The 26,328-nt window shown below is 63.6% G+C and carries 28 protein-coding genes, 1 tRNA gene and 1 riboswitch; of the genes, 21 read left to right on the top strand and 8 right to left on the bottom strand.

Annotated features, from left to right (window positions below; genetic code table 11):
- Positions 1–2 precede the first annotated feature (2 nt).
- From B7X49_RS00145 to B7X49_RS00095, 11 genes are all read left to right on the top strand, one after another.
- A complete protein-coding gene (locus B7X49_RS00145) occupies positions 3–764 on the top strand; it encodes an SPOR domain-containing protein (protein WP_286702311.1) in 762 nt (253 codons plus the stop codon).
- Between the two features lie 7 nt (positions 765–771).
- Complete coding sequence (gene nagZ, locus B7X49_RS00140; RefSeq protein WP_286702310.1) at positions 772–1,698, top strand: beta-N-acetylhexosaminidase; 927 nt, start codon at positions 772–774, stop codon at positions 1,696–1,698.
- Positions 1,695–2,390 carry a site-2 protease family protein gene (locus B7X49_RS00135; RefSeq protein WP_029311251.1) on the top strand — a complete coding sequence of 232 codons (696 nt, stop codon included), beginning with the start codon at positions 1,695–1,697 and terminating at the stop codon, positions 2,388–2,390. Before nagZ ends, B7X49_RS00135 begins: the two co-directional genes overlap by 4 nt.
- Positions 2,377–3,132, top strand: coding sequence for a ScpA family protein (locus B7X49_RS00130; RefSeq protein ID WP_286702309.1), 756 nt, complete (start codon positions 2,377–2,379; stop codon positions 3,130–3,132). The genes B7X49_RS00135 and B7X49_RS00130 overlap by 14 nt, the downstream gene beginning before the upstream one ends.
- Complete coding sequence (scpB, locus tag B7X49_RS00125) at positions 3,125–3,688, top strand: SMC-Scp complex subunit ScpB (protein ID WP_286702308.1); 564 nt, start codon at positions 3,125–3,127, stop codon at positions 3,686–3,688. Before B7X49_RS00130 ends, scpB begins: the two co-directional genes overlap by 8 nt.
- A gap of 48 nt (positions 3,689–3,736) precedes the next feature.
- A complete protein-coding gene (gene tatB / locus B7X49_RS00120; RefSeq protein WP_286702307.1) occupies positions 3,737–4,183 on the top strand; it encodes a Sec-independent protein translocase protein TatB in 447 nt (148 codons plus the stop codon).
- 9 nt (positions 4,184–4,192) lie between these two features.
- Positions 4,193–4,996 (top strand): twin-arginine translocase subunit TatC, encoded by an 804-nt coding sequence (gene tatC, locus B7X49_RS00115; protein ID WP_286702306.1) that lies wholly within the window; start codon positions 4,193–4,195, stop codon positions 4,994–4,996.
- A 123-nt stretch (positions 4,997–5,119) separates the two neighbouring features.
- Positions 5,120–6,421, top strand: coding sequence for a serine--tRNA ligase (gene serS, locus B7X49_RS00110; protein ID WP_286702305.1), 1,302 nt, complete (start codon positions 5,120–5,122; stop codon positions 6,419–6,421).
- Positions 6,422–6,666: 245 nt separating this feature from the next.
- Positions 6,667–7,536, top strand: coding sequence for an MBL fold metallo-hydrolase (locus B7X49_RS00105; protein ID WP_286702304.1), 870 nt, complete (start codon positions 6,667–6,669; stop codon positions 7,534–7,536).
- Positions 7,537–7,546: 10 nt separating this feature from the next.
- The gene (locus B7X49_RS00100; RefSeq protein ID WP_286702303.1) at positions 7,547–7,984 is read left to right on the top strand and encodes a YeeE/YedE family protein; all 438 of its coding nucleotides are present in this window, start codon (positions 7,547–7,549) and stop codon (positions 7,982–7,984) included.
- Positions 7,984–8,451 carry a DUF6691 family protein gene (locus tag B7X49_RS00095; RefSeq protein ID WP_286702302.1) on the top strand — a complete coding sequence of 156 codons (468 nt, stop codon included), beginning with the start codon at positions 7,984–7,986 and terminating at the stop codon, positions 8,449–8,451. Before B7X49_RS00100 ends, B7X49_RS00095 begins: the two co-directional genes overlap by 1 nt.
- On the opposite strand, the gene B7X49_RS00090 is transcribed toward B7X49_RS00095, so the two are convergent.
- The 5 genes from B7X49_RS00090 to thiC all read right to left on the bottom strand — a co-directional run bounded on the left by B7X49_RS00090 (position 8,400) and on the right by thiC (position 12,863).
- Positions 8,400–8,792 (bottom strand): metalloregulator ArsR/SmtB family transcription factor, encoded by a 393-nt coding sequence (locus B7X49_RS00090; protein ID WP_286702301.1) that lies wholly within the window; start codon positions 8,790–8,792, stop codon positions 8,400–8,402. The genes B7X49_RS00095 and B7X49_RS00090 overlap by 52 nt on opposite strands.
- 152 nt (positions 8,793–8,944) lie before the next feature.
- Positions 8,945–9,712 carry a thiazole synthase gene (locus B7X49_RS00085; protein ID WP_286702300.1) on the bottom strand — a complete coding sequence of 256 codons (768 nt, stop codon included), beginning with the start codon at positions 9,710–9,712 and terminating at the stop codon, positions 8,945–8,947.
- Position 9,713: 1 nt separating this feature from the next.
- Positions 9,714–9,920 carry a sulfur carrier protein ThiS gene (gene thiS / locus B7X49_RS00080; protein ID WP_029313720.1) on the bottom strand — a complete coding sequence of 69 codons (207 nt, stop codon included), beginning with the start codon at positions 9,918–9,920 and terminating at the stop codon, positions 9,714–9,716.
- Positions 9,917–11,038 carry a glycine oxidase ThiO gene (gene thiO, locus B7X49_RS00075; protein ID WP_286702299.1) on the bottom strand — a complete coding sequence of 374 codons (1,122 nt, stop codon included), beginning with the start codon at positions 11,036–11,038 and terminating at the stop codon, positions 9,917–9,919. Before thiO ends, thiS begins: the two co-directional genes overlap by 4 nt.
- Positions 11,039–11,042: 4 nt before the next feature.
- Positions 11,043–12,863 (bottom strand): phosphomethylpyrimidine synthase ThiC, encoded by a 1,821-nt coding sequence (thiC, locus tag B7X49_RS00070; RefSeq protein WP_286702298.1) that lies wholly within the window; start codon positions 12,861–12,863, stop codon positions 11,043–11,045.
- A gap of 47 nt (positions 12,864–12,910) precedes the next feature.
- A riboswitch (TPP riboswitch) is annotated at positions 12,911–13,015 on the bottom strand.
- 194 nt (positions 13,016–13,209) lie between these two features.
- Between thiC and B7X49_RS00065 the strand changes: the two genes are divergently transcribed.
- The 8 genes from B7X49_RS00065 (at position 13,210) to metG (ending at position 21,631) form a co-directional block, all read left to right on the top strand.
- Positions 13,210–13,833, top strand: coding sequence for a heme NO-binding domain-containing protein (locus B7X49_RS00065; RefSeq protein ID WP_286702297.1), 624 nt, complete (start codon positions 13,210–13,212; stop codon positions 13,831–13,833).
- The gene (locus B7X49_RS00060) at positions 13,823–15,727 is read left to right on the top strand and encodes a bifunctional diguanylate cyclase/phosphodiesterase (protein ID WP_286702296.1); all 1,905 of its coding nucleotides are present in this window, start codon (positions 13,823–13,825) and stop codon (positions 15,725–15,727) included. Before B7X49_RS00065 ends, B7X49_RS00060 begins: the two co-directional genes overlap by 11 nt.
- A 169-nt stretch (positions 15,728–15,896) precedes the next feature.
- Positions 15,897–16,559, top strand: a complete 663-nt coding sequence (locus B7X49_RS00055; protein ID WP_286702424.1) for a DsbA family oxidoreductase — start codon at positions 15,897–15,899, stop codon at positions 16,557–16,559.
- Positions 16,560–16,628: 69 nt separating this feature from the next.
- Entirely contained in the window at positions 16,629–17,588 is a 960-nt protein-coding gene (locus B7X49_RS00050; RefSeq protein ID WP_286702295.1) for a lytic transglycosylase domain-containing protein, read from the top strand.
- Entirely contained in the window at positions 17,585–18,475 is an 891-nt protein-coding gene (locus tag B7X49_RS00045; protein WP_286702294.1) for an SPOR domain-containing protein, read from the top strand. The genes B7X49_RS00050 and B7X49_RS00045 overlap by 4 nt, the downstream gene beginning before the upstream one ends.
- Complete coding sequence (gene tmk / locus B7X49_RS00040) at positions 18,472–19,104, top strand: dTMP kinase (protein WP_286702293.1); 633 nt, start codon at positions 18,472–18,474, stop codon at positions 19,102–19,104. Before B7X49_RS00045 ends, tmk begins: the two co-directional genes overlap by 4 nt.
- Positions 19,101–20,069 (top strand): DNA polymerase III subunit delta', encoded by a 969-nt coding sequence (locus B7X49_RS00035; RefSeq protein ID WP_286702292.1) that lies wholly within the window; start codon positions 19,101–19,103, stop codon positions 20,067–20,069. Before tmk ends, B7X49_RS00035 begins: the two co-directional genes overlap by 4 nt.
- Positions 20,066–21,631 carry a methionine--tRNA ligase gene (metG, locus tag B7X49_RS00030; protein ID WP_286702291.1) on the top strand — a complete coding sequence of 522 codons (1,566 nt, stop codon included), beginning with the start codon at positions 20,066–20,068 and terminating at the stop codon, positions 21,629–21,631. The genes B7X49_RS00035 and metG overlap by 4 nt, the downstream gene beginning before the upstream one ends.
- A 60-nt stretch (positions 21,632–21,691) precedes the next feature.
- Here metG and B7X49_RS00025 read toward each other — a convergent pair.
- The 3 genes from B7X49_RS00025 to B7X49_RS00015 all read right to left on the bottom strand — a co-directional run bounded on the left by B7X49_RS00025 (position 21,692) and on the right by B7X49_RS00015 (position 22,787).
- Positions 21,692–21,766, bottom strand: a tRNA-Met gene (locus B7X49_RS00025).
- Positions 21,767–21,823: 57 nt separating this feature from the next.
- Complete coding sequence (locus B7X49_RS00020; RefSeq protein ID WP_286837034.1) at positions 21,824–22,090, bottom strand: GIY-YIG nuclease family protein; 267 nt, start codon at positions 22,088–22,090, stop codon at positions 21,824–21,826.
- A 553-nt stretch (positions 22,091–22,643) separates the two neighbouring features.
- Positions 22,644–22,787: a hypothetical protein gene (locus B7X49_RS00015; protein WP_286702289.1), complete on the bottom strand. Its 144-nt coding sequence runs from the start codon at positions 22,785–22,787 to the stop codon at positions 22,644–22,646.
- Between the two features lie 144 nt (positions 22,788–22,931).
- On the opposite strand from B7X49_RS00015, the gene B7X49_RS00010 reads away from it, so the two are divergent.
- Both B7X49_RS00010 and B7X49_RS00005 read left to right on the top strand, forming a co-directional pair.
- Positions 22,932–25,340, top strand: coding sequence for a glycosyltransferase family 2 protein (locus B7X49_RS00010; RefSeq protein ID WP_286702288.1), 2,409 nt, complete (start codon positions 22,932–22,934; stop codon positions 25,338–25,340).
- Positions 25,341–25,442: 102 nt separating this feature from the next.
- Complete coding sequence (locus B7X49_RS00005; protein WP_286702287.1) at positions 25,443–26,006, top strand: bifunctional 2-polyprenyl-6-hydroxyphenol methylase/3-demethylubiquinol 3-O-methyltransferase UbiG; 564 nt, start codon at positions 25,443–25,445, stop codon at positions 26,004–26,006.
- Positions 26,007–26,328 lie beyond the last annotated feature (322 nt).

The raw sequence follows: 26,328 nt of genomic DNA, 5'->3' as shown, positions 1-26,328 counted from the left end.
TGATGGAAGACCCCGAGATCGACATTCCGCCCTACGCCTCGCCACGCCTGCGCGCACGCGGCGTCGACCCCGAGACCAAGCGCATGGCAATCATCGCCGGCGGGCTCGGTGTCGGCATCATCGCCCTCGCCCTGATCTGGAGCGGCATCCACACCGGGCTCGGCCCGCCGCCGGTGATCAAACCGCCGCCCGGCCCGATGCGCACGGCGCCGGTCAATCCCGGCGGCCTGCAGGTGCCCGGCGCGCATGAACAGATCATGTCGGGCGAGGTCGCCTCCGGCCCACCCGAACTGGCGCCCGCATCCCCCGCGCCGGATTTCTCGAAACTCGACCAGGAGGCGGCAGCGGCAAAACCTGCCCCGCCAGCACCGCCCACGCCGAAGCAAGCCCCGCCCGCCGTTGCCAGCGCCCTGCCGCTGCCCCCGCCGGCACCGCCGCCCGATCAAGCCGCCACCGCGCCGGCACAGGCCGCCCAAAGCATTCTGCCGCCGATCACGCCACCCACCCAGGCCACCGGCTCCGGTCCCTATGCCGTGCAGCTCGGCGCGCTCGACAGCATGGCCAAGGCCAACCAGGCCTGGCAGACCCTGGTCGCCCGCGTGCCGGATATCCTGGGCAACCAGAAGCCCGTCGTCGTTCCAGGCACCGTCCACGGCAAGGTGTTCTACCGCCTGCGGCTTGCTGGTTTCGCCAATGCCGCCGCCGCCGGCGGGTTCTGCGATCGGCTGAAATCGCGCGGCGTCACCTGCTACATCCCGAAGTGACCTGCCCATGAAAGCCGCCATCATCGGCATCGCCGGCCCCAGCCTGACCGATCCGGAGCGCGCCCTGCTCGCCGAATTCCCGCCCACGGGCGTCATCCTGTTCGGCCGCAACATCGTCTCGCCGCCGCAACTCGCCGCGTTGGTGGCCGATCTCCGAACCGCCCTGCCGCCCGAAGCCGTGCTGATGGTCGATCAGGAAGGCGGCCGCGTCGCCCGCCTGCGCGCGCCGCACTGGCCGGACCTGCCGGCCGCCGCCACGCTCGGTGCCCTGTTCGCAACCGACCCCGAAGCCGCCCGCAACGCCGCCCGCGCCCATGGTGCCGCCCTCGGCGCCATCGCGCGCGATGCCGGGTTCGACATCGTCACCGCCCCCGTGCTCGACGTCCCAACCCCGGGTGCCGACGCCGTGATCGGCGATCGCGCGATCAGCACCGACCCCGTCGCGGTCGGCGCGCTCGGTGCCGATATCGCCTGGGGCCTGTTGTTCCAGGGCATTCAGCCCGTCATGAAGCACCTCCCCGGTCACGGCCGCGCCACGCTCGACAGCCACCACGCCCTGCCGCGCATCGACGCCACCGCGCTCGATACCGATTTCGCCCCCTTCGCCGCCAATCGCAGCCTGCCCTGGGGCATGACCGCCCATATCGTCTACACGGCGCTCGATCCTGAAAACCCCGCCACCTTTTCGCGCCGCATCATCACCGAGATCATCCGCACCCGCATCGGCTTCACCGGCATCCTGGTCAGCGACGATCTGGCGATGGGCGCGCTCACCGGCCCACCGCAGCACCGCGCCGTCCGCGCGCTCGAAGCGGGGTGCGACATCGCGCTGTTCTGCCCCGGCACGCTCGATGCCAACCGCGCCGTCCTCGCCGCCATCCCCGATCTCGACCCGGCCCTGATCCCCCGGTTGAAGGCGACCCAGACGTCATGAACAACGACCTGATCCGCAGCATCGCCATCGGGGTCTGCGCCTCCGTGCTGGCCATCGTGCTGCACGAACTCGCCCACGGCTTCACCGCCCTGGCGATGGGCGATCACACTGCCCAGCGCGAAGGCCGGCTTTCGCTCAACCCGCTGCGCCATATCGACCGGGTCGGCACCATTATCCTGCCCGCCGTGCTGATCGCGTTCCAACTCCTGACCATCGGCCGGATCGCCTATATGTTCGGCTGGGCAAAACCGGTCCCGATCGACCCATCCGGTTTCCGCAACCCCCGCCGCGGCATGGCGATCGTCGCGGCCGCCGGTCCCGCCTCGAATTTCCTGCTCGCGCTGATCTCCGCCTTCATCCTCGCCGCCATCGGCACCCGGGGCATCATCGCCGATTTCCTGTTCTATTTCCTGCTGTTCAACATCCTGCTCGGCCTGTTCAACCTCGTCCCGCTGCCGCCGTTCGATGGCGGGCGGATCATGGTCGGCATCCTGCCGCTCGCCGCCGCCCGCGCGCTCGCTCAGGTCGAACGCCTCGGTATTCTGGTCATCCTGTTCCTGGTGTTCATCCTGCCCGCGGCACTCGGTCAGTTCGGCATCCATTTCAACCCGGTGTCGGACGTGCTCGACCATTGGGTGCCCCGCGTCGCCACCGAATTTTTGCATGTCGCGGGTGTGCATGCCGGCTACTGAACCCGCGCCGACCGAGGCGTTCATCGTCCAGCTCGAAGGCTTTGAGGGCCCGCTCGACCTGCTGCTCGACCTCGCGCGCAGCCAGAAGCTCGATCTCGCTGGCATCTCGATCCTTGCGCTGGTCGATCAATATCTCGCGATCATCGAAGGCGCGCGCAAAATCCGCCTCGAACTCGCGGCCGACTGGCTGGTCATGGCCGCCTGGCTCGCCTGGCTGAAATCGCGCCTGCTGCTGCCCGACCCCGAAGCGATCGAGGAGGCCGAAATCACCGCGGACATTCTGGCCGACCGCCTGCGCGCGCTCGAAGCCATCCGCGCCGGCGCCGCCTGGTTGGGCGCACGCCCCCAACTCGGTCACGATGTCTTCGCGCGCGGCATGCCGGAAGATTTCACCGAATTCGATCGCTCACGCCTGAAGCTCGATCTGCCGGCGCTGCTCTCCGCCTATCTCGCGGCCCGCCGCCGCTCGGGCGCCAAGCGCCAGTACCGCCCCAAGCCGGTCATCTACTGGACCGTGCAACAGGCGCTGGAACGGCTGAACCGGCTGATCGGCAGCGTGCCGGACTGGTCGGACCTCACGCAGTTCCTGCCCGAAGCGCCGCAATCGCCCCTCGGCCAGCGCGCCGCCCTGTCCAGCACGCTGCTCGCCAGCCTCGAACTGGCCCGCAACGGCGTGCTCAGCCTGCGCCAGGACGCCGATTTCGCGCCGATCATGGTCCGCCAGGGTGCCCAGCATGAGTGATCTCAACACCGCCCGCCCCCACGCCGAACGCCTGCTCGAGGCGGTGATTTTCGCGAGCCGCGACCCCGTGCCGCTGCGCACCCTCGCAACGTTGCTGCCCGACGCCGCCGATCTCGATGCCGTGCTCGCCGCCATCCGCGCCCGCCACGCCGGCGGCGGCTTCGAGCTGTGCGACATCGGCTCCGGCGTGATGTTCCGATCCGCCCCCGACCTCGCGTCCGACCTCCGGCGCGTCGTCGAAGTGCCGCGCCGCCTGCCGCGCGCCGCGATGGAAACCCTCGCCGTCATCGCCTTCCACCAGCCGATCACCCGCGCCGAAATCGAAGATTTGCGCGGCGTCAGCCTGTCGCAGAACACGCTCGATGCTCTGCTCGAAGCCGATCTGGTCGCCCCCGCCGGCTACAAGGAGGCCCCAGGCCGCCCCGCGCTCTGGGCCACCACGCCGCATTTCCTGATCCAGTTCGGCCTGAAATCGCTGCGCGACCTGCCCCGCCGGACCGATCTGCTGGTCGAACCCACCGCCCCCGTCACCGAGCCGATGCCCCCCGATCCTTGACCTGCCGCGCGTCTCTGCTAGCAAACGCCTCGATCACAGTGGATTGTTATGCTCGGATTTTCCTGGTCAGAATTATTGGTCATCATGATGGTGGCGCTGGTCGTCATCGGCCCGAAGGATCTGCCGGTGGCAATCCGCACGGCCAGTGCTGCCATCCGCAAGATGCGCGGCCTCGCCAATGAGTTCCAGGGTCATGTGCAGGATCTGATGCGCGAGGCCGATCTCGCGGATGTCGGCAACGACCTGCGCAGCCTGCGCAATTTCGACCTCGGCAGCCTCGCTGAACGCCACATCGACCCGGATGGCGACCTCCGCCACGCCTTCGACCCCGCCAGCGGCGACCCGCACGATATGACCACGCCGATGATCGGCGCCGATGCGGTCGAAACCCACGACGCCGAACCGCCGATCGATGCGCCGGCCTTCATCCCGCCCAACGAGGCCCGCCACCGCCCGGTGCCTGCGTTCATTCCCCCCGGCACGCGTCTCTGGTAAACGCGGACCATGGATATCGACCAGACCCCGGCGGATGCGCCGCACGATCCGATCCACGACAAGGAAATGCCCCTGCTCGACCACCTTGCCGAGCTGCGCAAGCGCTTGCTGTGGTCCGCGGTTGCCTTCCTGGTCGCGTTTCTGGTCTCCTACTATTTCGCAAAAGACGTCTATTATTTCCTGGCTCAGCCGCTCGTCCACATCATGGAAGAGCGCGGCCAGAAGCCCGAACTGATCTATACCGCGCTCTACGAGGCGTTCTTCACCTATGTGAAAGTGGCCGTCTTCTCCGCCGCCTTCGTGTCCTTCCCGGTGATCGCGACCCAGATCTGGCTATTCATCGCCCCCGGTCTGTACCGCTCGGAAAAACGTGCCTTCCTGCCGTTCCTGTTCGCCACCCCCATCCTGTTCTTCGCCGGCGGCGCGCTTGCCTATTACGTGATCTTCCCGAACGCTTGGCGCTTCTTCCTTAGCTTTCAGACCAGCCCGGCCAACCACCAATTCTCGATCGACGTGCTGCCAAAAGTCTCCGACTACCTCAATCTCGTAATGAAACTGATCTTCGCCTTCGGCCTGTGCTTCGAACTGCCGGTCCTGCTCACCCTGCTCGGCCGCGTCGGCATCGTCACCGCCGCCGGCCTGAAAAAATACCGCCGCTACGCCTACGTCGGCTGCTTCATCGTCGCCGCCATCCTGACCCCACCCGACGTCTTCACCATGACCGGCCTCGCGATACCGCTGATCGCTTTGTTCGAAATCTCGATTTTTGCGGTCAAAATGGTGCAGCCGAAGAGCGTGGTCGTGGATGAGTAGGAAGCAAGCGCTTCTTTTTGAAAAAAGAAGCAAAAACTTTTCTTAATTACAAAGAGTTTTTTGGTTCTTTTTTGCAAAAAAGAACCGCTTCCTTTCCCTTCCTCACCTTGGACCGATCATCGAATGCATGACCTGAAGGCCATCCGCGAAAATTCCGCAGACTTCGACGCCTCGTTGGCCCGTCGAGGGCTGGACAACAGGAAGGCGATTGTCGGTGAAATTCTGTCCAAGGACGCCGAACTTCGAAAGAAAGTCCAAGCGTTTCAGGAACTGGAATCGCAGCGTAACGCCAATGCGAAACAAATCGGCAACGCGAAGCGGTCAGGCGCAGATGTGACGCTGCTTCAGAAAGAAGCCGACGAGATCAAGAGAGCGTTTGAATCGCAGGGCTACGATTGTCACCTCCTACAAGAAGGTTTGAACGATCGTATACAAGACCTTCCCAACATCCTCGACCCCGACGTCCCGGACGGTCCCGACGAAACCGCCAACGTCGAACAATCTCGCTTCGGCCAGATCAAGAACTTCGAATCCCCGCCCCGCCAGCATTTCGAACTCGGCGAAGCGCTCGGCCTGATGGATTTCGCCACCGCCGGCAAAATCGCCGGCAGCCGCTTCACCATCCTGCGCGGCAATCTCGCGCGGCTCGAACGTGCCCTCGGCCAGTTCATGCTCGATCTGCACACCACCGAGCACGGCTACACCGAAATCGCGCCGCCGCTGATGGTCAACCAGGAGGCGATGTTCGGCACCGGCCAGTTGCCGAAATTCGAGGCGGATTTGTTCAAGACCACCGATGGTCGCTACCTCATCCCCACCGCCGAGGTGCCGCTGACCAACATCGCCGCCGGCGAGATCATCGACGTTGCGAAATTGCCGCTCCGTTTCACCGCCCTCACCCCGTCCTTCCGCTCCGAAGCAGGTTCCGCCGGGCGCGACACCCGCGGCATGCTGCGCCAGCACCAATTCTGGAAGGTCGAAATGGTCTCGATCACCACGCCCGAGACGAGCGCGGATGAACATGAGCGCATGACCAGGTGCGCCGAAACCGTGCTCGAACGCCTCGATCTGCCCTATCGCCGCATGCTACTCTGCGCCGGCGATACCGGCTTCGCCGCCGCGAAAACCTACGATCTCGAAGTCTGGCTGCCGGGGCAGGGGATGTATCGCGAAATCTCCTCCTGCTCGAACTGCCACGCCTTCCAGGCCCGGCGGATGAACGCGCGCTACCGCCCCGCGCAATCCGGCCCGAAGCCGGCCAAACCCGACTTCGTCCACACGCTGAACGGTTCCGGCGTCGCGGTCGGCCGCGCCTTGATCGCCGTGCTGGAAAACTATCAGAACAGCGACGGCAGCATCACGATTCCCGAGGCGCTGCGATCCTACATGGGTGGCAAAAGCCGGATCGGGTCGGGGGCTGTTTAGGAAGACAAGGGCTTCTTTTTTGTAAAAAAGAAGCAAAAAACTTTCTGACTCTGGGGCACGGGCGTTTTCACCGGCACGGGCCCAAATTAATAAAGTTTTTTTTGCTTCTTTTTTGTTCACAAAAAAGAAGACCCTTCCCTTAAGCTTTGCCATTCATTTCGCCGCCGACCAAAACGCTTGACAAACGCCCCTCAGCGCAATACATTCATATAATAGAATATCTTGCGGCCCAGGAGTCAGCAACGATGATCAACCGCCCCGAGGTTCTGCCGTTCTACGATCCGGCCACCAGCACGATCAGCTACATCGTGATCGACCCCGCGAGCCATCACGCGGCGGTCGTCGATTCCGTGCTCGACTACGATCCCAAAGCCGGCCGCGTCTCGACCAACTCGGCCGATGCGCTGATCGATGCGGTTCGCACGCGTGACCTGACGATCGATTGGATCATCGAGACCCATGTCCACGCCGATCATTTTTCCGCCGCCCGCTACCTCCAAAAACATCTCGGCCGCGGCGTCATCGGCATCGGCGACCATATCGCGCCGGTGCAGAGCAATTTCGCCGATATTTTCGACCTCGGCCCCGATTTCGCGACCGATGGCCGCCAGTTCGATCACCTTTTCAAAGACCACGAAACATTCGCGATCGGCACCATCCCGGCCGAGGCCATCTACACGCCGGGCCACACGCCGGCCTGCATGTCCTACCACATCGGCGATGCGGTCTTCGTAGGCGATACCCTGTTCATGCCCGATTACGGCACCGCCCGCTGCGATTTCCCGGGTGGCGATGCCCATGCGCTCTACCATTCGGTACAAACCCTGTTCGCTCTGCCGCCCGAAACCCGGGTATTCACCGCGCATGATTACCAGCCCGGCGGCCGCGCACCCGCCTGGGAAAGCACGATCGGTGCGCAGCGCGCCCATAACGTCCAGATCCACACCGGCATCAGCGAGGCCGATTTCGTCGCGATGCGCGAAAAACGCGATGCAACGCTACCGGCGCCGGTGCTGATCCTGCCCTCGCTCCAGGTCAACATCCGCGGCGGCGACCTGCCGGATCCGTCCGGAAACGGCCGGCGCTATCTGAAAATCCCGTTGAACACCCTCTGATCGGCGTCCCATGCTGCTGCCACCACCCCTACCAACCGCCTTCACCCCGCTGCTGTCGCTCACCGGCGGCCTGATGATCGGTGCCGCCGCCGGTCTGCTGTGGCTCGGCATCGCCCGCATCGCCGGGATCAGCGGCATCGTCGGCGGCGTGGTCGAACGCGTCGAGCGCGACTGGCGCCTTGCCTTCATCTCCGGCGTCCTGCTCGCCGGTATCCTGGCGCGCGGCCTCGGTCTGGCCCCCGCCATCCATCTGCAAGGCTCGCTCCCGCTGCTGGTCGGTGCGGGCCTGCTGGTCGGTGTCGGCACCGCGCTCGGCGGCGGCTGCACCTCCGGCCACGGCATCTGCGGCCTCTCACGCCTGTCGCCGCGCTCGATGGTGGCAACTGCCTGTTTCATGATCATCGCCTTCGCGGTCGTCTTCCTGACCCGCTCGATCGGAAGCCTCTGATGCGCCGCACCCTGGTTGCCTTCCTCGCCGGCCTCATCTTCGGCGCCGGGCTTCTCGTCTCACGCATGGCGGACCCGGCCAAGGTTTTGAATTTTCTCGATCTCACCGCCCATTGGGACCCGAGCCTCGCCTTCGTGATGGCCGGCGGTGTCGTGGTGGCGAGCCTTGCCTTCGCGGTGGCGCGCCGGCGCAGCCACCCGTGGTTCGGCACGCAGTTCCCCACTCTGCCCTATGGCGGCATTACCGCGAGGCTGGTGATCGGCGCGGGATTGTTCGGCATCGGCTGGGGCTTGGTCGGCCTATGCCCCGGACCAGCACTGGTCGCGCTCGCGATCCATCCGTTGCGAGTCGCTCCGTTCGTCATCGCCATGATCGCCGGATTATGGATCGTCCGCCTGCTCAGCGCCCGCCGCGTTCAATCGGCAGCGGCTGCGCGGTCGGAATCGCTCGTGCAGAACAGCCGGTAGATCAGCCCGACCACATCGCGCGCGGCATCACTGCCCAGCGCATAATAAATCGTCCGCGAATCGCGCCGCGTCGTCACCAACCCATCCTGACGCAGCCGCGCCAATTGCTGCGAAAGATGCGCCTGGCGTATCCCCAGCTCACGCTCCAACTGCCCGACCGAGGCCTCGCCATGCGTCAGATGGCACAGCACCATCAACCGATGGGGATTGGCGATGCACCGCAAAAACTGCGCCGCAATCGTCGCACTGCTGGTCATGGCATGGAGTTCGATACTGTCGTCCTTAACGGCATGATTGGTCCGCGCAGTCTTCAAATCATTGGGTAGGGCTGCATGACCCATCGGCTTTCCCCATATTCCCGATCGCGAAATAATTAATCACTATGATCTGATTAAACATGCTTTGGCAAGACTTAGACAAAAAAACAAAACAACCGATTGACTGCGTCTATCAAACGCCACTCGTTGCCCGGCCTGCCCCGGGGTGAAGCACCCTAAGCGCCGATCAACCCTAGCTCAGGGCTGGATGCCTCGGCGTGAAACTTCCGCGGAATCCGCCCGGCGCCGCGCGCATCGAACCCCGCCCCCACCGCCGCCGCCATCGCGCCGGCCATCCGCACCGGATCATGCGCGCGCGCGATCGCCGTGTTCAGCAGCACGGCATCGCACCCCAACTCCATCGCCTGCGCCGCGTCGGACGCGGTGCCGATCCCGGCATCCAGCACCACCGGTACGGCGCTCTGCGCGCAGATCCGCTCGATATTATAAGGGTTCGCAATCCCCAGCCCCGAGCCGATCGGCGAGCCCAGCGGCATCACCGCCGCCGCGCCGACATCCGCGAGCTTGCGGCACAGCACCGGATCATCGGTGCAATACGGCAGCACGACAAACCCGGCCTTCACCAATGCTGCGGTTCCCTGGAGCAGGAACTCGGCATCCGGATACAACGTCTCCCGATCACCGATGATTTCGAGCTTGATCCAGTTGGTCTCCAGCGCCTCGCGCGCCAGTTCCGCCGTCAGCACCGCATCGCGCACCGTCGCGCACCCGGCGGTGTTGGGCAGCAGCCGAAACCGCCCACCCAATTCATCGAGCAACGACCCGCCATACGCATCGAGGCTGATCCGCCGGATCGCCACCGTCACCAGCGAAGGCGCCGCCGCCTCCAACGCATCGAGCAGAGTGAGCTGATTGGGATACCCGGCGGTCCCCATGAACAGCCGCGAGCCAAGCGCCACACCGGCAATCTCGAGCCCCGCCATGTCAGCCACCTCCCACCGCCCGCACGATCTCGACCTGATCGCCCGCGCTCAACGCCGTGCTGCCCCAGGCCGATTTCGGCACCAGCGTCTCGTTCAGCGCCACCGCCAGCCCCTTGGTCTCATCCAACCCCTTGGCCGCCAGCAATGCCGCAACCGTCGGCGCGAACGGCTCGAACGCGCCGTTTACCCGGATATCATCATCGTTCATGCCGCACTCCTCAGCCGATCGAATCGCGCCGCACCAAACGCGGTAATCCGCGGATCGACCACACCGTCGATCATCGTCGCCGCCATCGCCGCCGCCGTCACTGGCGTCAGCAGAATCCCGTTGCGATGATGCCCGGTGCAGAACATCAGGCCGGGCAGGGCGCTCGGCCCCAGCACCGGCGCATCGTCGCGCGACCCCGGCCGAAACCCAACCCAGGTCTCAATCACCGGCAATTCCTCGATCCCCGGCACCGCCCGCCACGCGCCATCGAGCAACGAATACAGCCCGCCGGCCGTCATCCGATCATCGAACCCGCGCTCCTCGACCGTCGCGCCCACCACCAGCCGGCCATCCGCCCGCGGCACCAAATAAGCCTTGGGCGCCCAGATCACATGGCGCACCAGCGGATCGGCTGGGTTCATCTGCACCGCGAGCATCTGCCCCTTCACCGGACGGATCGGCGGCCGCGCGATCGGCAGCTCAACACCACCCGACCACGCCCCGGCGGCCAGCACCACCACATCCGCCGGATGAAACGTCTCACCGACCACCACGCCGGAAGCCCGCCCCTGCGCCATCTCGACCCGCGCCACCGTCGCCTGTTCATGCAGCACGCCACCCGCGCGGCGAAACGCCTCGGCCAGTGCGGCCACCAACGCCCGATTATCGACCTGAATATCGTCCGGCGAAAACACCGCCCCGGCCAGTTGCGGCGCCAGATACGGCTCGCGCTCGCGCGCCTCACCCGGCGTCAGCCACGCCAGATCGATGCCCTGGCTACGCTGGAACGCCATGTCATGCCGCAGTCGCGCGGCATCGTCGCGATTGAGCGCGATCAGCATCGTGCCCTCGCGCCGCAACCCGACCGAACGCCCCGCTGCTGCCTCGACCTCGGCCGCGAAATCCGGCCACAGCGCGAGCGACGCACGGTTGAGCACCCCCAGCGCCGCCTCACCCGGCTCGGCCTCGCACGCCGCCGCCAGCATTCCCGCCGCGGCATGACTCGCACCCCGCCCCACGGTATCGCGCTCGAACAACGCAACCGAGACCCCGCGCTGCGCCAACCGCCAGCCCAGCGCCAGCCCGATCACCCCGCCGCCAATGATAGCGACCCGCATCGGCTCAGTCCGCCGCGGCCTCGTCGACATAGATCTTGCTGCCCGCCTCGCGGAACTCGGCCGATTTCTGCTCAAGCCCGGCCATCCGCTCGCTGTCCTCGCGAATATCGTGCGAGATTTTCATCGAGCAGAATTTCGGCCCGCACATCGAGCAGAAATGCGCCACTTTATGCGCATCCTTCGGCAGGGTCTCATCGTGATACTGTTTCGCGGTATCCGGATCGAGCCCAAGATTGAACTGATCCTGCCAGCGAAACTCGAACCGCGCCCGGCTTACCGCATCATCGCGCAATTTCGCCGAAGGATGCCCCTTGGCCAGATCCGCCGCATGCGCCGCCAGCCGGTATGTCATCACACCGACCTTCACGTCATCACGGTTCGGCAGCCCCAGATGCTCCTTGGGCGTCACATAGCAAAGCATCGCGGTGCCGAACCAGCCGATCATCGCCGCCCCGATCGCCGAGGTGATATGGTCATACCCCGGTGCGATATCGGTGGTCAGCGGCCCGAGCGTATAGAACGGCGCCTCGTGACAAACCTTCAACTGCCGCTCCATATTCTCCTTGATCTTGTGCATCGGCACATGACCCGGCCCTTCGATCATCACCTGGCAACCCTTCGCCCAGGCCCGCTTGGTCAATTCGCCCAGCGTGTCCAACTCGGCGAACTGCGCCGCATCATTGGCATCCGCGATCGATCCCGGCCGCAACCCGTCGCCCAACGAGAACGACACATCATACTTGCGCATGATGTCGCAGATCTCATCGAAATGCGTGTACAGGAAACTCTCCTGGTGATGCGCCAGGCACCACCGCGCCATGATCGACCCGCCACGCGACACAATCCCGGTCACCCGCTTCGCCGTCAGCGGCACATAGGCCAGCCGCACCCCGGCATGGATCGTGAAATAATCCACCCCTTGTTCCGCCTGCTCGATCAGCGTGTCGCGAAACACCTCCCACGAGAGCTTGTCCGGATCTCCACCCACCTTCTCCAGCGCCTGATACAGCGGCACCGTCCCGATCGGCACCGGCGCGTTCCGCATGATCCATGAGCGGATGTTATGAATGTTCCGCCCGGTCGACAGATCCATAACAGTATCGCCACCCCAGCGGATCGCCCAGACCAGCTTCTCTACCTCATCCGCCGCACCCGACGTCACCGCCGAATTGCCGATATTGGCATTGATCTTGACCAGGAAGTTCCGTCCGATGATCACGGGTTCCAACTCGGGGTGATTGATATTCGCCGGAATAATCGCCCGCCCCGCCGCAATCTCGGACCGCACGAATTCCGGCGTGGTGAACTCCGGAATCGCCGCCCCGAAATCCTCGCCATCCGCCCGCCGCTCGGCTGCACCCTCAGCCGCCTTGGCGCGCCCGAGATTCTCCCGATGCGCGACATAGATCATCTCTTCGGTAATCACTCCGGCGCGCGCGAACTCGTACTGCGTCACCATCTTGCCATCGCGACCGGCCAGCACCGCGCGCTCGGCCGGGCAGGGCGGCACCAGCCGATCGGCCGGCGCGAACCCATTATCCTCCGGCTTGACCGCGCGTGGCGCCACGGTCTCAAACCCGCGCCCGGCCAGCCACGCCCCGCGCACCTGCGGCAATCCCGCGTCCAGATCGAGCGAAAAATGCGGATCGGTGAACGGGCCGGACGTATCATATAGCCGGAACGGCGGCTCGTTCGCGGTCGGGTGCAAATCCACCTCCCGGAACGGCACAGCAATATCCGGCCGGCCTTCGGGCGAAGAGAACACCTTGCGCGACCCCGAAATCGGGCCCGTGGTCACGATGGCTGGCTTGGTCTGGACGTTCATGGCGCGTTCCTCAACAAAATGAGGGGCGACGCAGCGGCGATCGGTGCAACAAAGGCAAATCCCGTCCCTCCGCCGGCGCAACCCGGATCAGGTTCAAAGAGTTGCCAGACAAACCCGGCTCTCAGCGCAACGGCGCACCCCTCGGAATAGTCCCAGACTGATTTGATCGCCCCGCAATGTCAACCCATCACCGCGCGCCCTGGTGCCGGTTCCAAGACTCGCCGCAGATCGATTCATCGTCTGTTCATTTTTCACAGGCACACTGAGATCCATCAGACGACAAAACCGCGCCTGTCGGACACCCAGAAACGGCATTTCGGTGCCTCGAACCACGATTGGGCCGCATATGATTGGACTCATCCCGTTCCTGGTCGATCGTTTCACGACCAGCCATTGTGGCGGCGATGCACGGCAAACGATCCTGACCGCCTGCGGTCAGCCGCCCGATTTCGAATTCAACATCGCCCAGACCTACGATGACGATCTCTGCCGCACCGTCATCACCGCCATGGCCGCCCGCACCGGCCTGACCGTGCCCGATCTATACGACCGTCTCGGGGTCTTCTTCCTCGATTGGCTCGCAGAAAACCTCGGCAGCCTGTTTGTCGGCGCCGAGGACACCGCGTCGTTCCTGATGCGCCTGCCCATCGTCTACAACAGTTTCGCCGGCACCGCGCGCGGCTCCGGCCTGCAAGGCGCGTTCGAAGTCGTCTCGGTCCGCCCCAACGGCGACCATCTGCGCGTCACTTATCAGTCCCAGGCGCGCTTCGCCGGGTTCTACGCCAGCTTCATGCGCGCCGTCGCTGCCCACTTCAAGCAACCGATCGCCATCAACATCCTCGCCGGCGATCTCGATTCGCCGTTCTGCGTGTTCGATGTCGCGGCGCTGCCGGTTCATCCAACTCCGCCATCGGCGCGACAAATCTATGCGCGCGACCAACCGGAGGTGATCCTTTGCCATGGTGATTGATCAACAAGCCACCGTCCCCGCGCTCAAATCGGCCGAAATCGAAGACATCTGCCGCCAACTCTGCACCCTCACCGGCGAGATCGGACCCAGCCGCGTCACGACCGACAGTTCGCATCCGCTGGTCCAGAAATTCGCCCTCGCCGCCAATTTCTCGCTTGATGTCGCACGCCGCGCCGTCCGCGCGTCGACCGAGGCGATCCAGGAACTCCACAAAATCCACCGCATTGCCCGCATCGGCAGTTGGCGGGTCATCGTCGCGGGACGCTACACGACCTGGTCGGACGAAATGCACAGCCTGTTCGGCGATACACAGCACGCCGTCGTCCCCGGCTTCGCTACACTGACGCAGTTGCTCGCGCTCCCCGACCGGGCCGATTTCGAAGCGGCCTTCGCCTCGGTGATCGAAACCGGGCAGGGCACCACGATCGAATCCCGCGCCGGCGACGCGATCGGCGCAGATCGCTGGTTCTGGACCGACATGCAGCCCGAATTCGACGATCAAGGTGCCGTGTTCGCCGTGCGCGGCATCTGCCAGGAAATCACCGAACGGAAATCCGCCTTTGAGCGGATCCGCCATCTCGCGCGCCACGATCCACTGACCGGTCTGGCCAACCGCGCCCATCTCAGCGAAAGACTCGAACTGTTCTTGGCCGAGGCGTCCCGCCGGCGCGAATCGGTCGCCGTCCTCTGTTTCGATCTCGATGGTTTCAAATCCGTCAACGATCTCTACGGCCATGCCGCCGGCGACGATGTGCTGCGCGAAATGGCCCGCCGCCTCGCCTGCCACGTCCGAGAGACCGATCTGGTGGCCCGCATCGGCGGCGATGAATTCGTCGTGGTTCAGGCGCTTGGCCAGCAACCCGAAGCGGCGCAAAGCCTCGCCCGGCGCCTGCTCGAAGATGTCATGGGCACCATGATCCTCAAGGGGCGGGCCGAAATTGCACTCTCGACCTCGATCGGAATTGCCTATTACCCGGCCGATGCCAAAACCGCCGACGATCTGCTCGGTCGAGCCAACCGCGCCCTCTACTGGGTCAAGAACGCAGGCCGCAACAATTTTGCGGCCTACGACCCCGCAATGGAGCACGAACACCAGGACCGCCGCAAACTCGAGCACGATCTGCGCCTCGCCTTGCAGCGCGGCGAGTTCTCGCTGGTCTATCAGCCCATGCTCTGCGCCCGGCTCGATCAGTTCATGGGCTTCGAAGCCCTGCTCCGCTGGAACAGCCCGGTGCATGGATCGGTCCCGCCCGACATCTTCATCGGCATCGCCGAATCCATCGGAATCATGGGGTCGTTGGGTGCCTGGGTCCTGCGTACCGCTTGTGCCGAAGCCGCGCGATGGCAAAATCCGTTGAAAATCGCCGTCAACGTCTCGCCAATTCAGGTCCAGCAGGGCAACCTCGCCGAAACCGTCTCCGAAATCCTCGCCACCACCGGCCTCGCACCTGAACGCCTCGAAATCGAGGTCACTGAATCCCTGCTGATCCGCCATCCCGAACGCGCCCTTGCCACGCTGCGCGCCATTAAGGCCCTCGGTGTCCGTATCGCGATGGATGATTTCGGCACCGGCTACTCCTCGCTCGCCACGCTCCGGGCGTTCCCGTTCGACAAGCTCAAAGTCGATCGCAGTTTCGTCCGCGACCTCCGCGAGGGTTCGGAATCGATGGCGATCATCAACGCAATCCTCGGCCTCGGCCGCGGCCTGCGCCTGCCGGTGGTGGTCGAGGGTGTCGAAACCGAATTACAGGCTGCCCTTCTGCGCCGCTGCGGTGCCGATGAAATGCAAGGCTATCTGCTCGGCCGTCCGCTGCCGATCGACCAGTTCAAAACCATCACCGCCGCGCGCCGCGCTATCCGTAGGACCGCCGCATCATGGCAACTCCATGCCTGATCCGGGGCAGGGCAGGGTGGCCGAATAAGAGCGAGCCAGACGCATCATTTCGCGCTTCAGGACACAGACCCTGCCGGCTCGTTCTGCACCACCACCATCCCACCGGCGGACCGCGCCGAAACCCGCTTTGCCAGGCCTGACGGATGGAGTAAGAATCGATCCCGTGAATATGGTACTGCCACGCCCGGTCCGCATTCCGGTCGAAATCGTGTTCGATTTCGTCTGCCCCTGGTGTTATCTCGGCGTCCATCGCTTTGCCCGCATGCGCCTCCGCCGCCGCGACCTCGCCATCCACCCCATCTGGCGGCCGTTCCTCCTCAATCCGGACATGCCGCGCAACGGCATCAGCCGCACGGATTATGCCGCCCGCAAGTTCGGCGATGAAGAACGCGCCCGCCGCTTCTACGCCGCCATTACCGACATCGCCGCCGTCGAAGGCCTGCACGTCGATTTCGCGCGCATCCGCCGTACCCCCAGCAGCATCGATGCCCACCGCCTCGTCCGTTTCGCCGAGCCCGCCGGTGCCGCCGAAGCCCTGATTCTCGCGATCTTCCACGCCTATTTCCACAATGGCACCGATATCGGACAGACCGAAGCCCTGGTCGAGATCGCCGCCGAAACCGGGCTCGATCCCGTCGCGGCGCGGTCCTTCCTGCTGTCGGATCAGGCGGTCGATCAGGTCCACGCCGACAATCTCTACGCCCACCGCCTCGGCATCAACGGCGTCCCGTGTTTCGTGGTCGATGGTTCGGCCGCGATCGCCGGCGCCCAGGAACCCGACGTGCTGGAACGCCTGATCGAACTCGCCAATTGCGATGCGACCCCGTTCTGACCAACCCAATTCGTCGGCAAGCCGCCCGCCCATCTTCCGCCGCCGCCGCCCGCGTGGCACAACACCACCATGAAACGCCGCACCCTCCTCGCCACCGCCCCGCTCGCTCTCGCCCTCGCACCCTCGGCGCAAGCCGCTGATTTCACGGGATTCCTGTCAGGCCTCGGCGCCCGCGCCCGTCAGCAAGGCGTGCCGAACAGCATCATCGACCAGGCGCTGGGCGGCCTCACGCCCAACCAGCGCGTCATCCATCTCGATGGCCATCAGCCCGAATTCACCCTCACCTGGGCGCAATACAGTGCCCGCGTTGTCACCGAAGCCCGCATCCGCGACGGTCAGGCGAAGCGCGAACAACTCAGCCAGGTGCTCGCCGCCATCCGCACCCGCTTCGGCGTTGCCGCCGATCCCATCATGGGCATCTGGGGCATCGAGACCGATTTCGGCGTCATCCAGGGCAATTTCCAGGTGATCGACTCGCTCGCCACCCTCGCCTGGTTCCGCCAGAGCCCCTATTTCGGCAACGAGGCGATCGCCGCGATGAAAATCGCCGCCCGCGGCGATGCGCCGCTGCCCCGTCTGATCGGCTCCTGGGCCGGCGCCATGGGCCAGCCGCAATTCATGCCCAGCGTCTATCTCACCACGGCGGTCAATTTCACCGGCCGCGGCACCCCGAATATCTGGACCAACGTGCCCGACACCATGGCCTCGATCGCGAATTATTTGCACAAGGCACGCTGGGTACCCGGCCTGCCGTCGAGCGAACCGGTCCTGATCCCGCCCGGCTTCAATGCCGGCCTGGCCGGACGCCAGCACCGCCTGCCGCTCGCCCGCTGGCAGGCACTCGGCGTGCATCGCCTCGCCAATGCCGCCCGGCTGTCGCCCGCCACCGAAGCCTCGCTGCTCCTGCCCGATGGCCCGACCGGCGCCGCCTATCTGGCCTACGCCAATTTCGAGTCCATCCGCCGCTACAACCCCTCGGATCTCTACGCCCTTGCGGTCAGCGAACTCGGGCGATCGATCGCGGCATGAACCGCGCCGCCTGCCTCCCGCTGCTGGCCGCGCTTGCCCTGAGCGGCTGTATCCACAAACGCATCCGCCCCGGCCCGCCGCCGACCGGCGCGCATTACCTGATCGGCAACCCCTATCAGGCCGATGGCGAATGGCACTACCCGCGCGCGGTCGATGCCTATGACCGCACCGGCCTCGCCACCATCATCCCGCCCGGCCATGACGCGGCAACGACCGATGGCGAAGCCTACGACCCCGAAGGTTTGATGGCGCAAAGCCCGATCCTGCCGCTGCCCTCGCTGGTCCGCGTCACCAATCTGGTCAACGGCCGCACCCTCACCGTCCGCGTTAACGATCGTGGCCCCGCCACCGCCGGCCGCATCCTCGCCGTCAGCCGCAAAGTCGCTTCCCTCCTTGCGTTTCCCGCCACCGGCGTGGTCGAAATGCGCGTCACCCTGCTCGCCGGCCGCTCCGCCGCGCTGCAAACCGCACTCGGCGCCGGACCGCATCTCACCGCCGCACCGGTCGCCGGCGTGCAATCCAGCGCCCTGCCACCGCCCCCCGGCGCCGCCGGCAGCGCGGGCCCGATCACCCACGCCGCCAGCGCACCCATTTCCAACCCAACGCAAACCACCGCGAACGCGCCACTGTCGGGCGTCGTCCACGCCGTCCCGCCCGATCCCGGCCCGCTCTATGTCGAAATCGCCGGCTTCGGCACCGGCGGCGATGCCCAACAAATCCTCTATCGCCTCGCGGGCATGCCGGGCAGCGTCGTGCCGCAACCGCGCGAAGGCCGCACGCTCTACGCCGTCAAACTCGGCCCCTACCATAGCGTCGCCACCGCCGACGCCGCGCTGCACGAAGTCCTCGCCCGCGGCATCCCCGACCCCGAAATCATCGTGCATTGACCATCCGGATCAGGCCCGGCAGCTTCATCACGTTCGAGGGCGGTGAAGCCGTCGGCAAATCCACCCAGATCGCCCGCCTCGCCGCCACCCTGCGCGCCGCCGGCCACAGCGTCGTCCTCACCCGCGAACCCGGCGGCACGCAAGGCGCCGAAGCCATCCGCGCCGTCATGCTCGATCCCGCCACCAGCCTCGCCCCGCTGGCCGACACGCTCCTGGTCTTCGCCGCCCGCGCCGACCACGTTGCCACACTGATCCGCCCGGCCCTCGCCCGCGGCGACATCGTCCTGTGCGACCGCTTCACCGATTCCACCATGGCCTACCAGGGCTACGGCCTCGGCATCGACCACGCGATTATCGCAACCCTCACCAGCATGATCGGCCTGACCCCCGACCTCACCCTGATCCTCGAAACCCCACCGGCCATCGCCGCCGCCCGCCTCGCCGCCCGCGCCGCCACGCCCGACCGCTACGAACGCTTCGATGCCAATTTCACAACCCGCGTCGCCGCCGGCTTCCACGCCATCGCCGCGACCCACCCCGCCCGCTGCGCCCTGATCGATGCGTCCGGCCCGATCGAGTCCATCGCCGCCACCATCGCCGCCACCATCACCCAACGCCTCGCGCCATGATCGCCCCGCGCGCCAACCCCGCCCTGCTCGGCCAGGACCGCGCGATCGCCGAACTCCACCGCGCCGCGTCCGGCCCGCGCCTGCACCACGCCTGGCTGATCGCCGGCCCGCCCGGCATCGGCAAAGCCACCCTCGCTTACCGCTTCGCCCGCTGGCTGCTCGCCGGCGCCACCACGCCCGACCTGTCGCTCCCGCCCACCAACCCTGTCTTCCGCCGCGTCGCCGTCGCCTCCCACGCCGATCTCCTCGTCATCGAACGCCGCTACGACGAGAAAAAAAAGCGCATGCAGGGCGAAATCGTGGTCGAAACCGTCGCCCAGGCCGGCAAATTCCTCCGCCTCACACCGGGGGAGGGCGGCTGGCGCGTCGTCATCGTCGATGGCGCGGAAGCCCTCAACCGCAACGCCGCCAACGCTTTGCTGAAACTCCTCGAAGAACCCCCGCCGCGCGCCATCTGGCTCCTGGTCTGCCACGCCCCCGGCCGCCTGCTCCCCACCATCCGCAGCCGCTGCCGCCTGCTCGATGTCGCCCCGCTCGACCCCGCCACCATCCAAACCCTGCTCGCCGCCGCCCAGCCCGACCTCACGCCCGACCGCGCCACCCGCCTCGCCACCCTCGCCGAAGGCTCGATCGGCCGCGCCATCGCCCTCGCCGCATCCGATGGCCTGGCCCTGGCCGGCCTGGTCGATGAAGCCCTCACCACCGCCATCACCCCCAGCCGCGCCGCCGCCATCGCCGATGCCATCGCCCGCCTCGAAGACGGTTTCGCCACCTTCACCGACCTGCTCCGCACCGGCCTCGCCGCCGCCACCCGCGCCCAAGCCCGCGCCCAACCCTCACCAGCGCTTGATCACCAGGTCAGCCTCTGGCAGGAGTTTGGCCGCATCCAAGCCGAAGTCGAAGGCCTGAACCTCGACCCGCGCGCCGCCATCATCACCATCCTGCACCAGCTAAGGCCCTCATGACCAAGCGTTTCTACATCACCACCCCGATCTATTACGTCAACGGCGCGCCCCACATCGGCCACGCCTATTCCTCGATCGCGGCCGATGTCATGGCCCGCTTCAAACGCCTCGATGGCTACGACGTCTTTTTCCTCACCGGCACCGACGAACACGGCCAGAAAATCGAAAAAGCCGCGAACGATGCCGGCATCAGCCCCCAGCACCTCGCCGATCGCAACAGCGACGCCTTCCGCGCCATGGCCGCCGCGGTCAACCTCTCCAACACCGATTTCATCCGCACCACCGAACCCCGCCACCAGGCCGCCTGCGCCGCCATGTGGCAAGCGCTCGATGCCGCCGGCGCGATCGAACTCGGCCATTACGAAGGCTGGTACGCCACCCGCGACGAAGCCTTCTACAACGAGGACGAACTCACCACCGCGCCCGACGGCACCAAACGCTCCCCCTACGGCGCCCCGGTCGAATGGGTCCGCGAACCCTCATATTTCTTCAAACTCAGCGCCTTCCAGGACCGCCTGCTCGCCCTCTACGAAACCAACCCCGAATTCATCCAGCCCGCCTCCAGCCGCAACGAAGTGCTCAGCTTCGTCCGCTCCGGCCTGCGCGATATCTCGATCAGCCGCACCAGCTTCACCTGGGGCGTGCCTGTGCCCGTTGCGCCCGGGCAGGGCGCACCAGGTGAAACTGTGCCCGGCCACGTCATGTACGTCTGGATCGACGCCCTCACCAACTACCTCACCGCCCTCGGCTACCCCGACCTCACCGCCCCCAACATGGCGTTCTGGCCCGCCGACATCCACCTCGTCGGCAAGGAAATCACCCGCTTCCACGCCATCTACTGGCCCGCCATGCTCATGGCCGCCAACCTGCCCCTGCCCAAACGCGTCTTCGGCCACGGCTGGTGGGTGGTCGATGGCGAAAAAATGTCCAAATCCCTCGGCAACGCCCTCGAAATCCAACCCCTCGTCACCGAATTCGGCATCGATGCCATCCGCTTCTTCCTCCTCCGCGAAATCCCCTTCGGCAATGATGGCGATGTCTCACGCCGCGCCATCATCACCCGCCTGAACACCGAACTCGCCAACGGCCTCGGCAACCTTGCCCAGCGCACCCTCAGCTTCATCGCGAAAAACGCCGGCGCCGCCATCCCCGCCGCCGGCCCCGCCACCGAAGCCGATCACGCACTCACCACCATCGCCGAAACCCTCCCCACCCGCGTCCGCGCCGCAATGGACCGCCTCGCCTACCAGGAAGCCCTCGAGGAAATCTGGAAACTCATCCGCGCCGCCAACGCCTATATCGACCACGAACAACCCTGGGCACTCCGCAAAACCAACCCCACCCGCATGGCCCACGTCCTCCGCACCCTCTGCGAAACCCTCCGCATCGCCGCCATCCTGCTCCAACCCTTCATGCCCGAAACCATGGCGAAACTGCTCGACCAACTGGCAATCCCCCCCACCGCCCGCACCTTCGCCGCCCTCGAAACCCACCTCACCGAAGCCACCCCACTCCCAACCCCCACCGGCCTCTTCCCCCGCTTCACCGAACCGGACGCATGAAAAAACCCCGCGCGGCCCAAACGCCACGCGGTCCCAACCCTCAAAATCTCAATGAAAACCTGGTAGCGGCGGGCGGATTTGAACCACCGACCAAGAGATTATGATTCTCCTGCTCTACCGCTGAGCTACGCCGCCAACCGGTGGCGCCGAGGTAGCGCCCACCGCCAAACCTGTCAATCAGCCCCCATCCCATCAAACCAACCCGAAAGCCAAATCCTCCCATTCCGGATTGCCCGCCTCGATCAACGCAAGCTTCCCCCGCCGCGATCCCGTTTTAAGCCGCGTCTCCCGCGCGATCGCGCCTTCCATCGAACCCCACATCTCGAACCACACCAACATCCGGCACCCATACCGCGCCGTAAAACCCGAACCCTCCCCACCCCGATGCTGCGCCACCCGCCGCACCAGATCAGACGTAACCCCCACATAAATCGTCCCATTCCGCCGATTCGCCATCATATAAACCGCCGGCTGCCGCTCCACTCTCATCCCACCCCCACCCCGTCATCGCGAGCGCAGCGCCGCGATCCAACCCCGCCACCACCCAGCACCCGAAACCAAGGCAGGCCAGAACAAACAAGCCGCTCTCCCTTGCAAGAAACAATCAAACACGCCCCGCCCAACCCGTCACCTACCCCCGTCATCGCGAGCGCAGCGCCGCGATCCAGCCCCGCCACAACCCAGCACCAGAAACCAAGGAAGGGCAGGGCAGGGGAAGCAAGCCGTTCTTTCTTGAAAGAAAGAACCAAAGAACTTTTGAACGCCTGACAACCCACCCCACCCCACCCCACACCGTCATGAAGCGCGGCAATCCGCCCCCCACCACCCCAACCCCCACAACAAATCCCCGAACACCCAACCCGCCCGGCCCGGCGACTCCACCCCACCCGCACGCCGTCATTGCGAGCGAAGCGCGGCAATCCAGCCCTCCACCACCCCAGCCCCAACAACAAACCCCCGAACACCCAACCCGCCCAGCCCGGCGACTCCACCCCACCCCACCCCCACCCCGTCATTGCGAGCGAAGCGCGGCAATCCAGCCCCGCACCACCCCAAAACTCACAACAAAGCCACGAACAACCAAGCCGTTCTTTCTTGAAAGAAAGAACCAAAGAACTTTTGAACCCCACAACCCAAGCGCGACCAGGCCATCCACAACCCAAAACTGAAATCCCTTAACAAACCGTCTCAAAACCAATTGCCGCGCCCCCCAACCATGGGCTAAACCCGCATCTCCGGCGTCGACGACTCACTGACAACCCATCCGGAAGCCCTGACCTTGGATACGTGGACATAAAAAATGAAACTCGCCTGCGTCGCCATCGTCAAAAACGAAGAACGCCACATCGCGGAATGGATCGCCTACCAATTCGCCATCGGCTTCGACACCGTCATCCTGCTCGACAATCAATCGACCGACGCCACCCCGGATTGCGCCCGCGCCTTCGCCCCCTCGCACGACATCCGCGTGCTCGACTGGCACAGCACCAACCCCGACTATCAGCTTCGCGCCTACGAACACGCCGTCCAAACCTTCGGCACCGAATTCACCTGGATGGCCTTCTTCGATACCGATGAATATCTGGTGATCGACCCACCGTTCGACCTCCGCGCCATCCTGAACCTCTGGGCCGATATCGCAGCCATCGGCATCCCCTGGGCCATGTTCGGCTCGTCCCGCCACAACGAGCGGCCAACCGGCCTCCTGATCGAAGATTTCGTCTACCGCTCCGAATCCGGCTTCGGCCCCAACCGCCATATCAAATCCATCATCCGGCCCGATCGTATGCTGCGCTGCGAAAACGCTCACAGCTTCAAAATCGCAGGGAACTATCACAGCCTCGCCGGCACGCCCCTCAACTTCAGCCAGGATGGCCTGCTGACCAATGAACCCGACTACACCCTGGGAAAACTTCACCACTACTTCACCCGCTCGCGCGACCACTGGGCCGAGAAAATGCAACGCGGCTACCACGATACCACCCGCGAAGCCTCCGAATTCGAAACCTACGACCGCAACGAAATCTTCGACGACACCGCCGCCCGCCACGCTCCGCAAGTCCGCGAAATCCTCGATGGCCTCACTATACCAACGGCCGACCTGACCACGTCATTGCGAGCGCAGCGCGGCAATCCATCCCCCCACACGCCCGCTCTCGAAATGACGAACGAACAAGCAAGCTCTACTTTCTTGCAAGAAAGTAGCAAAGAACTCTTAAACCCATCCCTGGACCCATGCCACCGCCCCGGCACCTGGGCACTTCAGACTGAATTCGGCACCTTGCTGACGTGGAACGCCGCCGACGAAACCATTTCTCATTGCCGCCCTGACAACCTCGCTGGTCACCAACTCATATTCTGGCGCTGCGCGACCATCAGCGATCTGGTGACCAGCCACAATGGCCACTTTAAACCGCTCGATCCACTATCCGGCCAAATTGTCCAACAACCGGCTAACCAATCCGTCGAAATTATGCCCGGCGAACGCGATGGCCAAATCGCATTCAAACTCAACAACGGCGGATTTCTATCAGCTCGCCCGGCGGCATCACCGCTCGAAGCCGGCACCGTTAATGCGCATGTCATGCACTGCCACGCATGGGAATGCTTCACACCGATAAAACCGCCAACTACCAACCCAATCTCTAACGGGCACGCGCCTGATGGCCAAAAGTGCATAGAAAAACAAACACGGACAAAAGCCCTGCCCAATCCACTTTATCCATCAGGATTTGTGATTGGCTGGGAGCCGGCATTGCTGGGCAATTGCCTGTCATCCTACGCAAATCTGTTCGCTTTTTCAGAACGGACAGGTATCCCAACCGGATATCAGCAATTGCAAAATCTCGACAAGGTCATCGAGACTAAGAACGACGAACTTCAGAACTATTCACCAAAACCTAGCTTTGAACGCGAAAAATTTAGAATTGTAAGTGACTATATAAATCTAATTCTCCAAGATGATGTCGACACATTATATCGTCGTGTGTTCAGCCTAAACATAAAGGATATCAAACATCGGAGTGATATCAGCGGCGAAATAGTCTTTTTGACCTATGCGCCAGAATTCAAAGATCTCGCTTTATATGAAGACGACCTTAGAGATTTCTGTAATCGAGGCAATGGGGTCGTCATGCGCGGCGCGTACTGGTACCAGTACCACGATATGCGCGACTTAGTGGAAGCAGGACGCTCATTGCGCCGCCTACTCTCCATCAAGCACATCGACGGAGCCGAGCATCGCAGACAACTAATGGATGTCGAACGAGATGTCGTATCTATTGGAATTCATATGCGACGTGGCAAGGATTACGAAGACTGGATAAATGGAGAATTTTACTTTGGAATTGAAGATTATTTACGCGTTATGTCAGCAATCCATCAGGATTTAGCAGACGTACCGCACCGTTTTTATGTTTGTTCTGATATTAAAATGGATGAACTCGTGTTCGCCTGCTTGCCTGCTTGCTATGTCGCGGCTTCGCTTGAGGACGATTTCTCGGCGCTCGCGAAATGCGACTACGTGGTCGGCCCTCCAAGCACATTCGGTACTTGGTCCGCCTTTCTAGGATCAGGAAGACGAATCATTCTTACTAAAGAGCGTTTAAAAAATATCGAGGGCTGGCGTCCAATAATTGAGCATTCCGTCGATGTAATATATCCTACTGGTGCTTATTTGCCAAATGACGAACGGCAAGGACCGATATAGGTAATAACGCAGACATGGGGTAAAGGTTTAGACGCACGGACTTGAACGATGTTACAAGACTGAGGTTCTAAAGTTATCAAATATTTGACAAAAGGAGTGGTCATGAATGTTGTGGTGGACGAAAAACGGCCAGATTTGGGTGGAAACTTGCGGCATGGTGATTTCGGAACGTGGTGTCCGGAATTGTGGCGGGTATTGATCGAGCTATACGGCATACGCACAATGCTAGATGTTGGCTGTGGGGAAGGGCACACAGTGGCTTTTTTCAATCGTCTCGGAGTCTATGGCGTCGGAGTAGACGGACTTGAGACGAATGTAAGGCGTGCAGTATTTCCTATCGCTGTTCATGATTTAACGCTTGCTCCATTTATTATGCCGGTAGATTTAGTATGGAGCTCTGAGGTAGCCGAGCACATACCGGAGACCTGTGTTGATAATTACTTGCAAAGCTTAGCTAACGGTCGAGTTGTCGCTATGACGCACGCGTTGCCTGGCCAAACCGGTCACAGCCACGTGAACTGCCAGCCACCTGAATACTGGATATCGGCGATGAAACGGTATGGATATTCAGCGTCTGGTGGAACGCAGTTTTTTCGTGATTTGGCCATCAAGGCGGGCGGAGGACATTACTTTGCCAATTCCGGAATGGTATTCCTTCGTGATTAACAGACTTATTTAGAGTGTCTACCTAATTTTGTTATATAACATGGATACCAAAAATGAAGCCATATTTTAAAATATATTCTATTTTAACAGAAAATGTTTTTTCGTTGCCGCCTCATATTTGAAATGAATAAGTATCGGTTCTCGTTGGTAGCCTGTGCTCGTTGGGAGTCCAGGTATGTGGTTGAGTGGATTTGCTACCATAGGAGCATTGGCTTCAATCACATATATTTATATTGTAATGACGACGAGCCAACTGAACTATACGAAACACTCTTGCCGTTTCTGATAGGTGAAAATCCATTTGTTACATTTATGTATTACT

It is taken from the genome of Acidiphilium sp. 34-64-41 (assembly GCF_002282635.1).
Lineage (GTDB): Bacteria > Pseudomonadota > Alphaproteobacteria > Acetobacterales > Acetobacteraceae > Acidiphilium > Acidiphilium rubrum.
The sequence above is the reverse complement of the archived record's forward strand: the minus strand, read 5'-3'. Positions and strand labels throughout refer to the sequence as shown.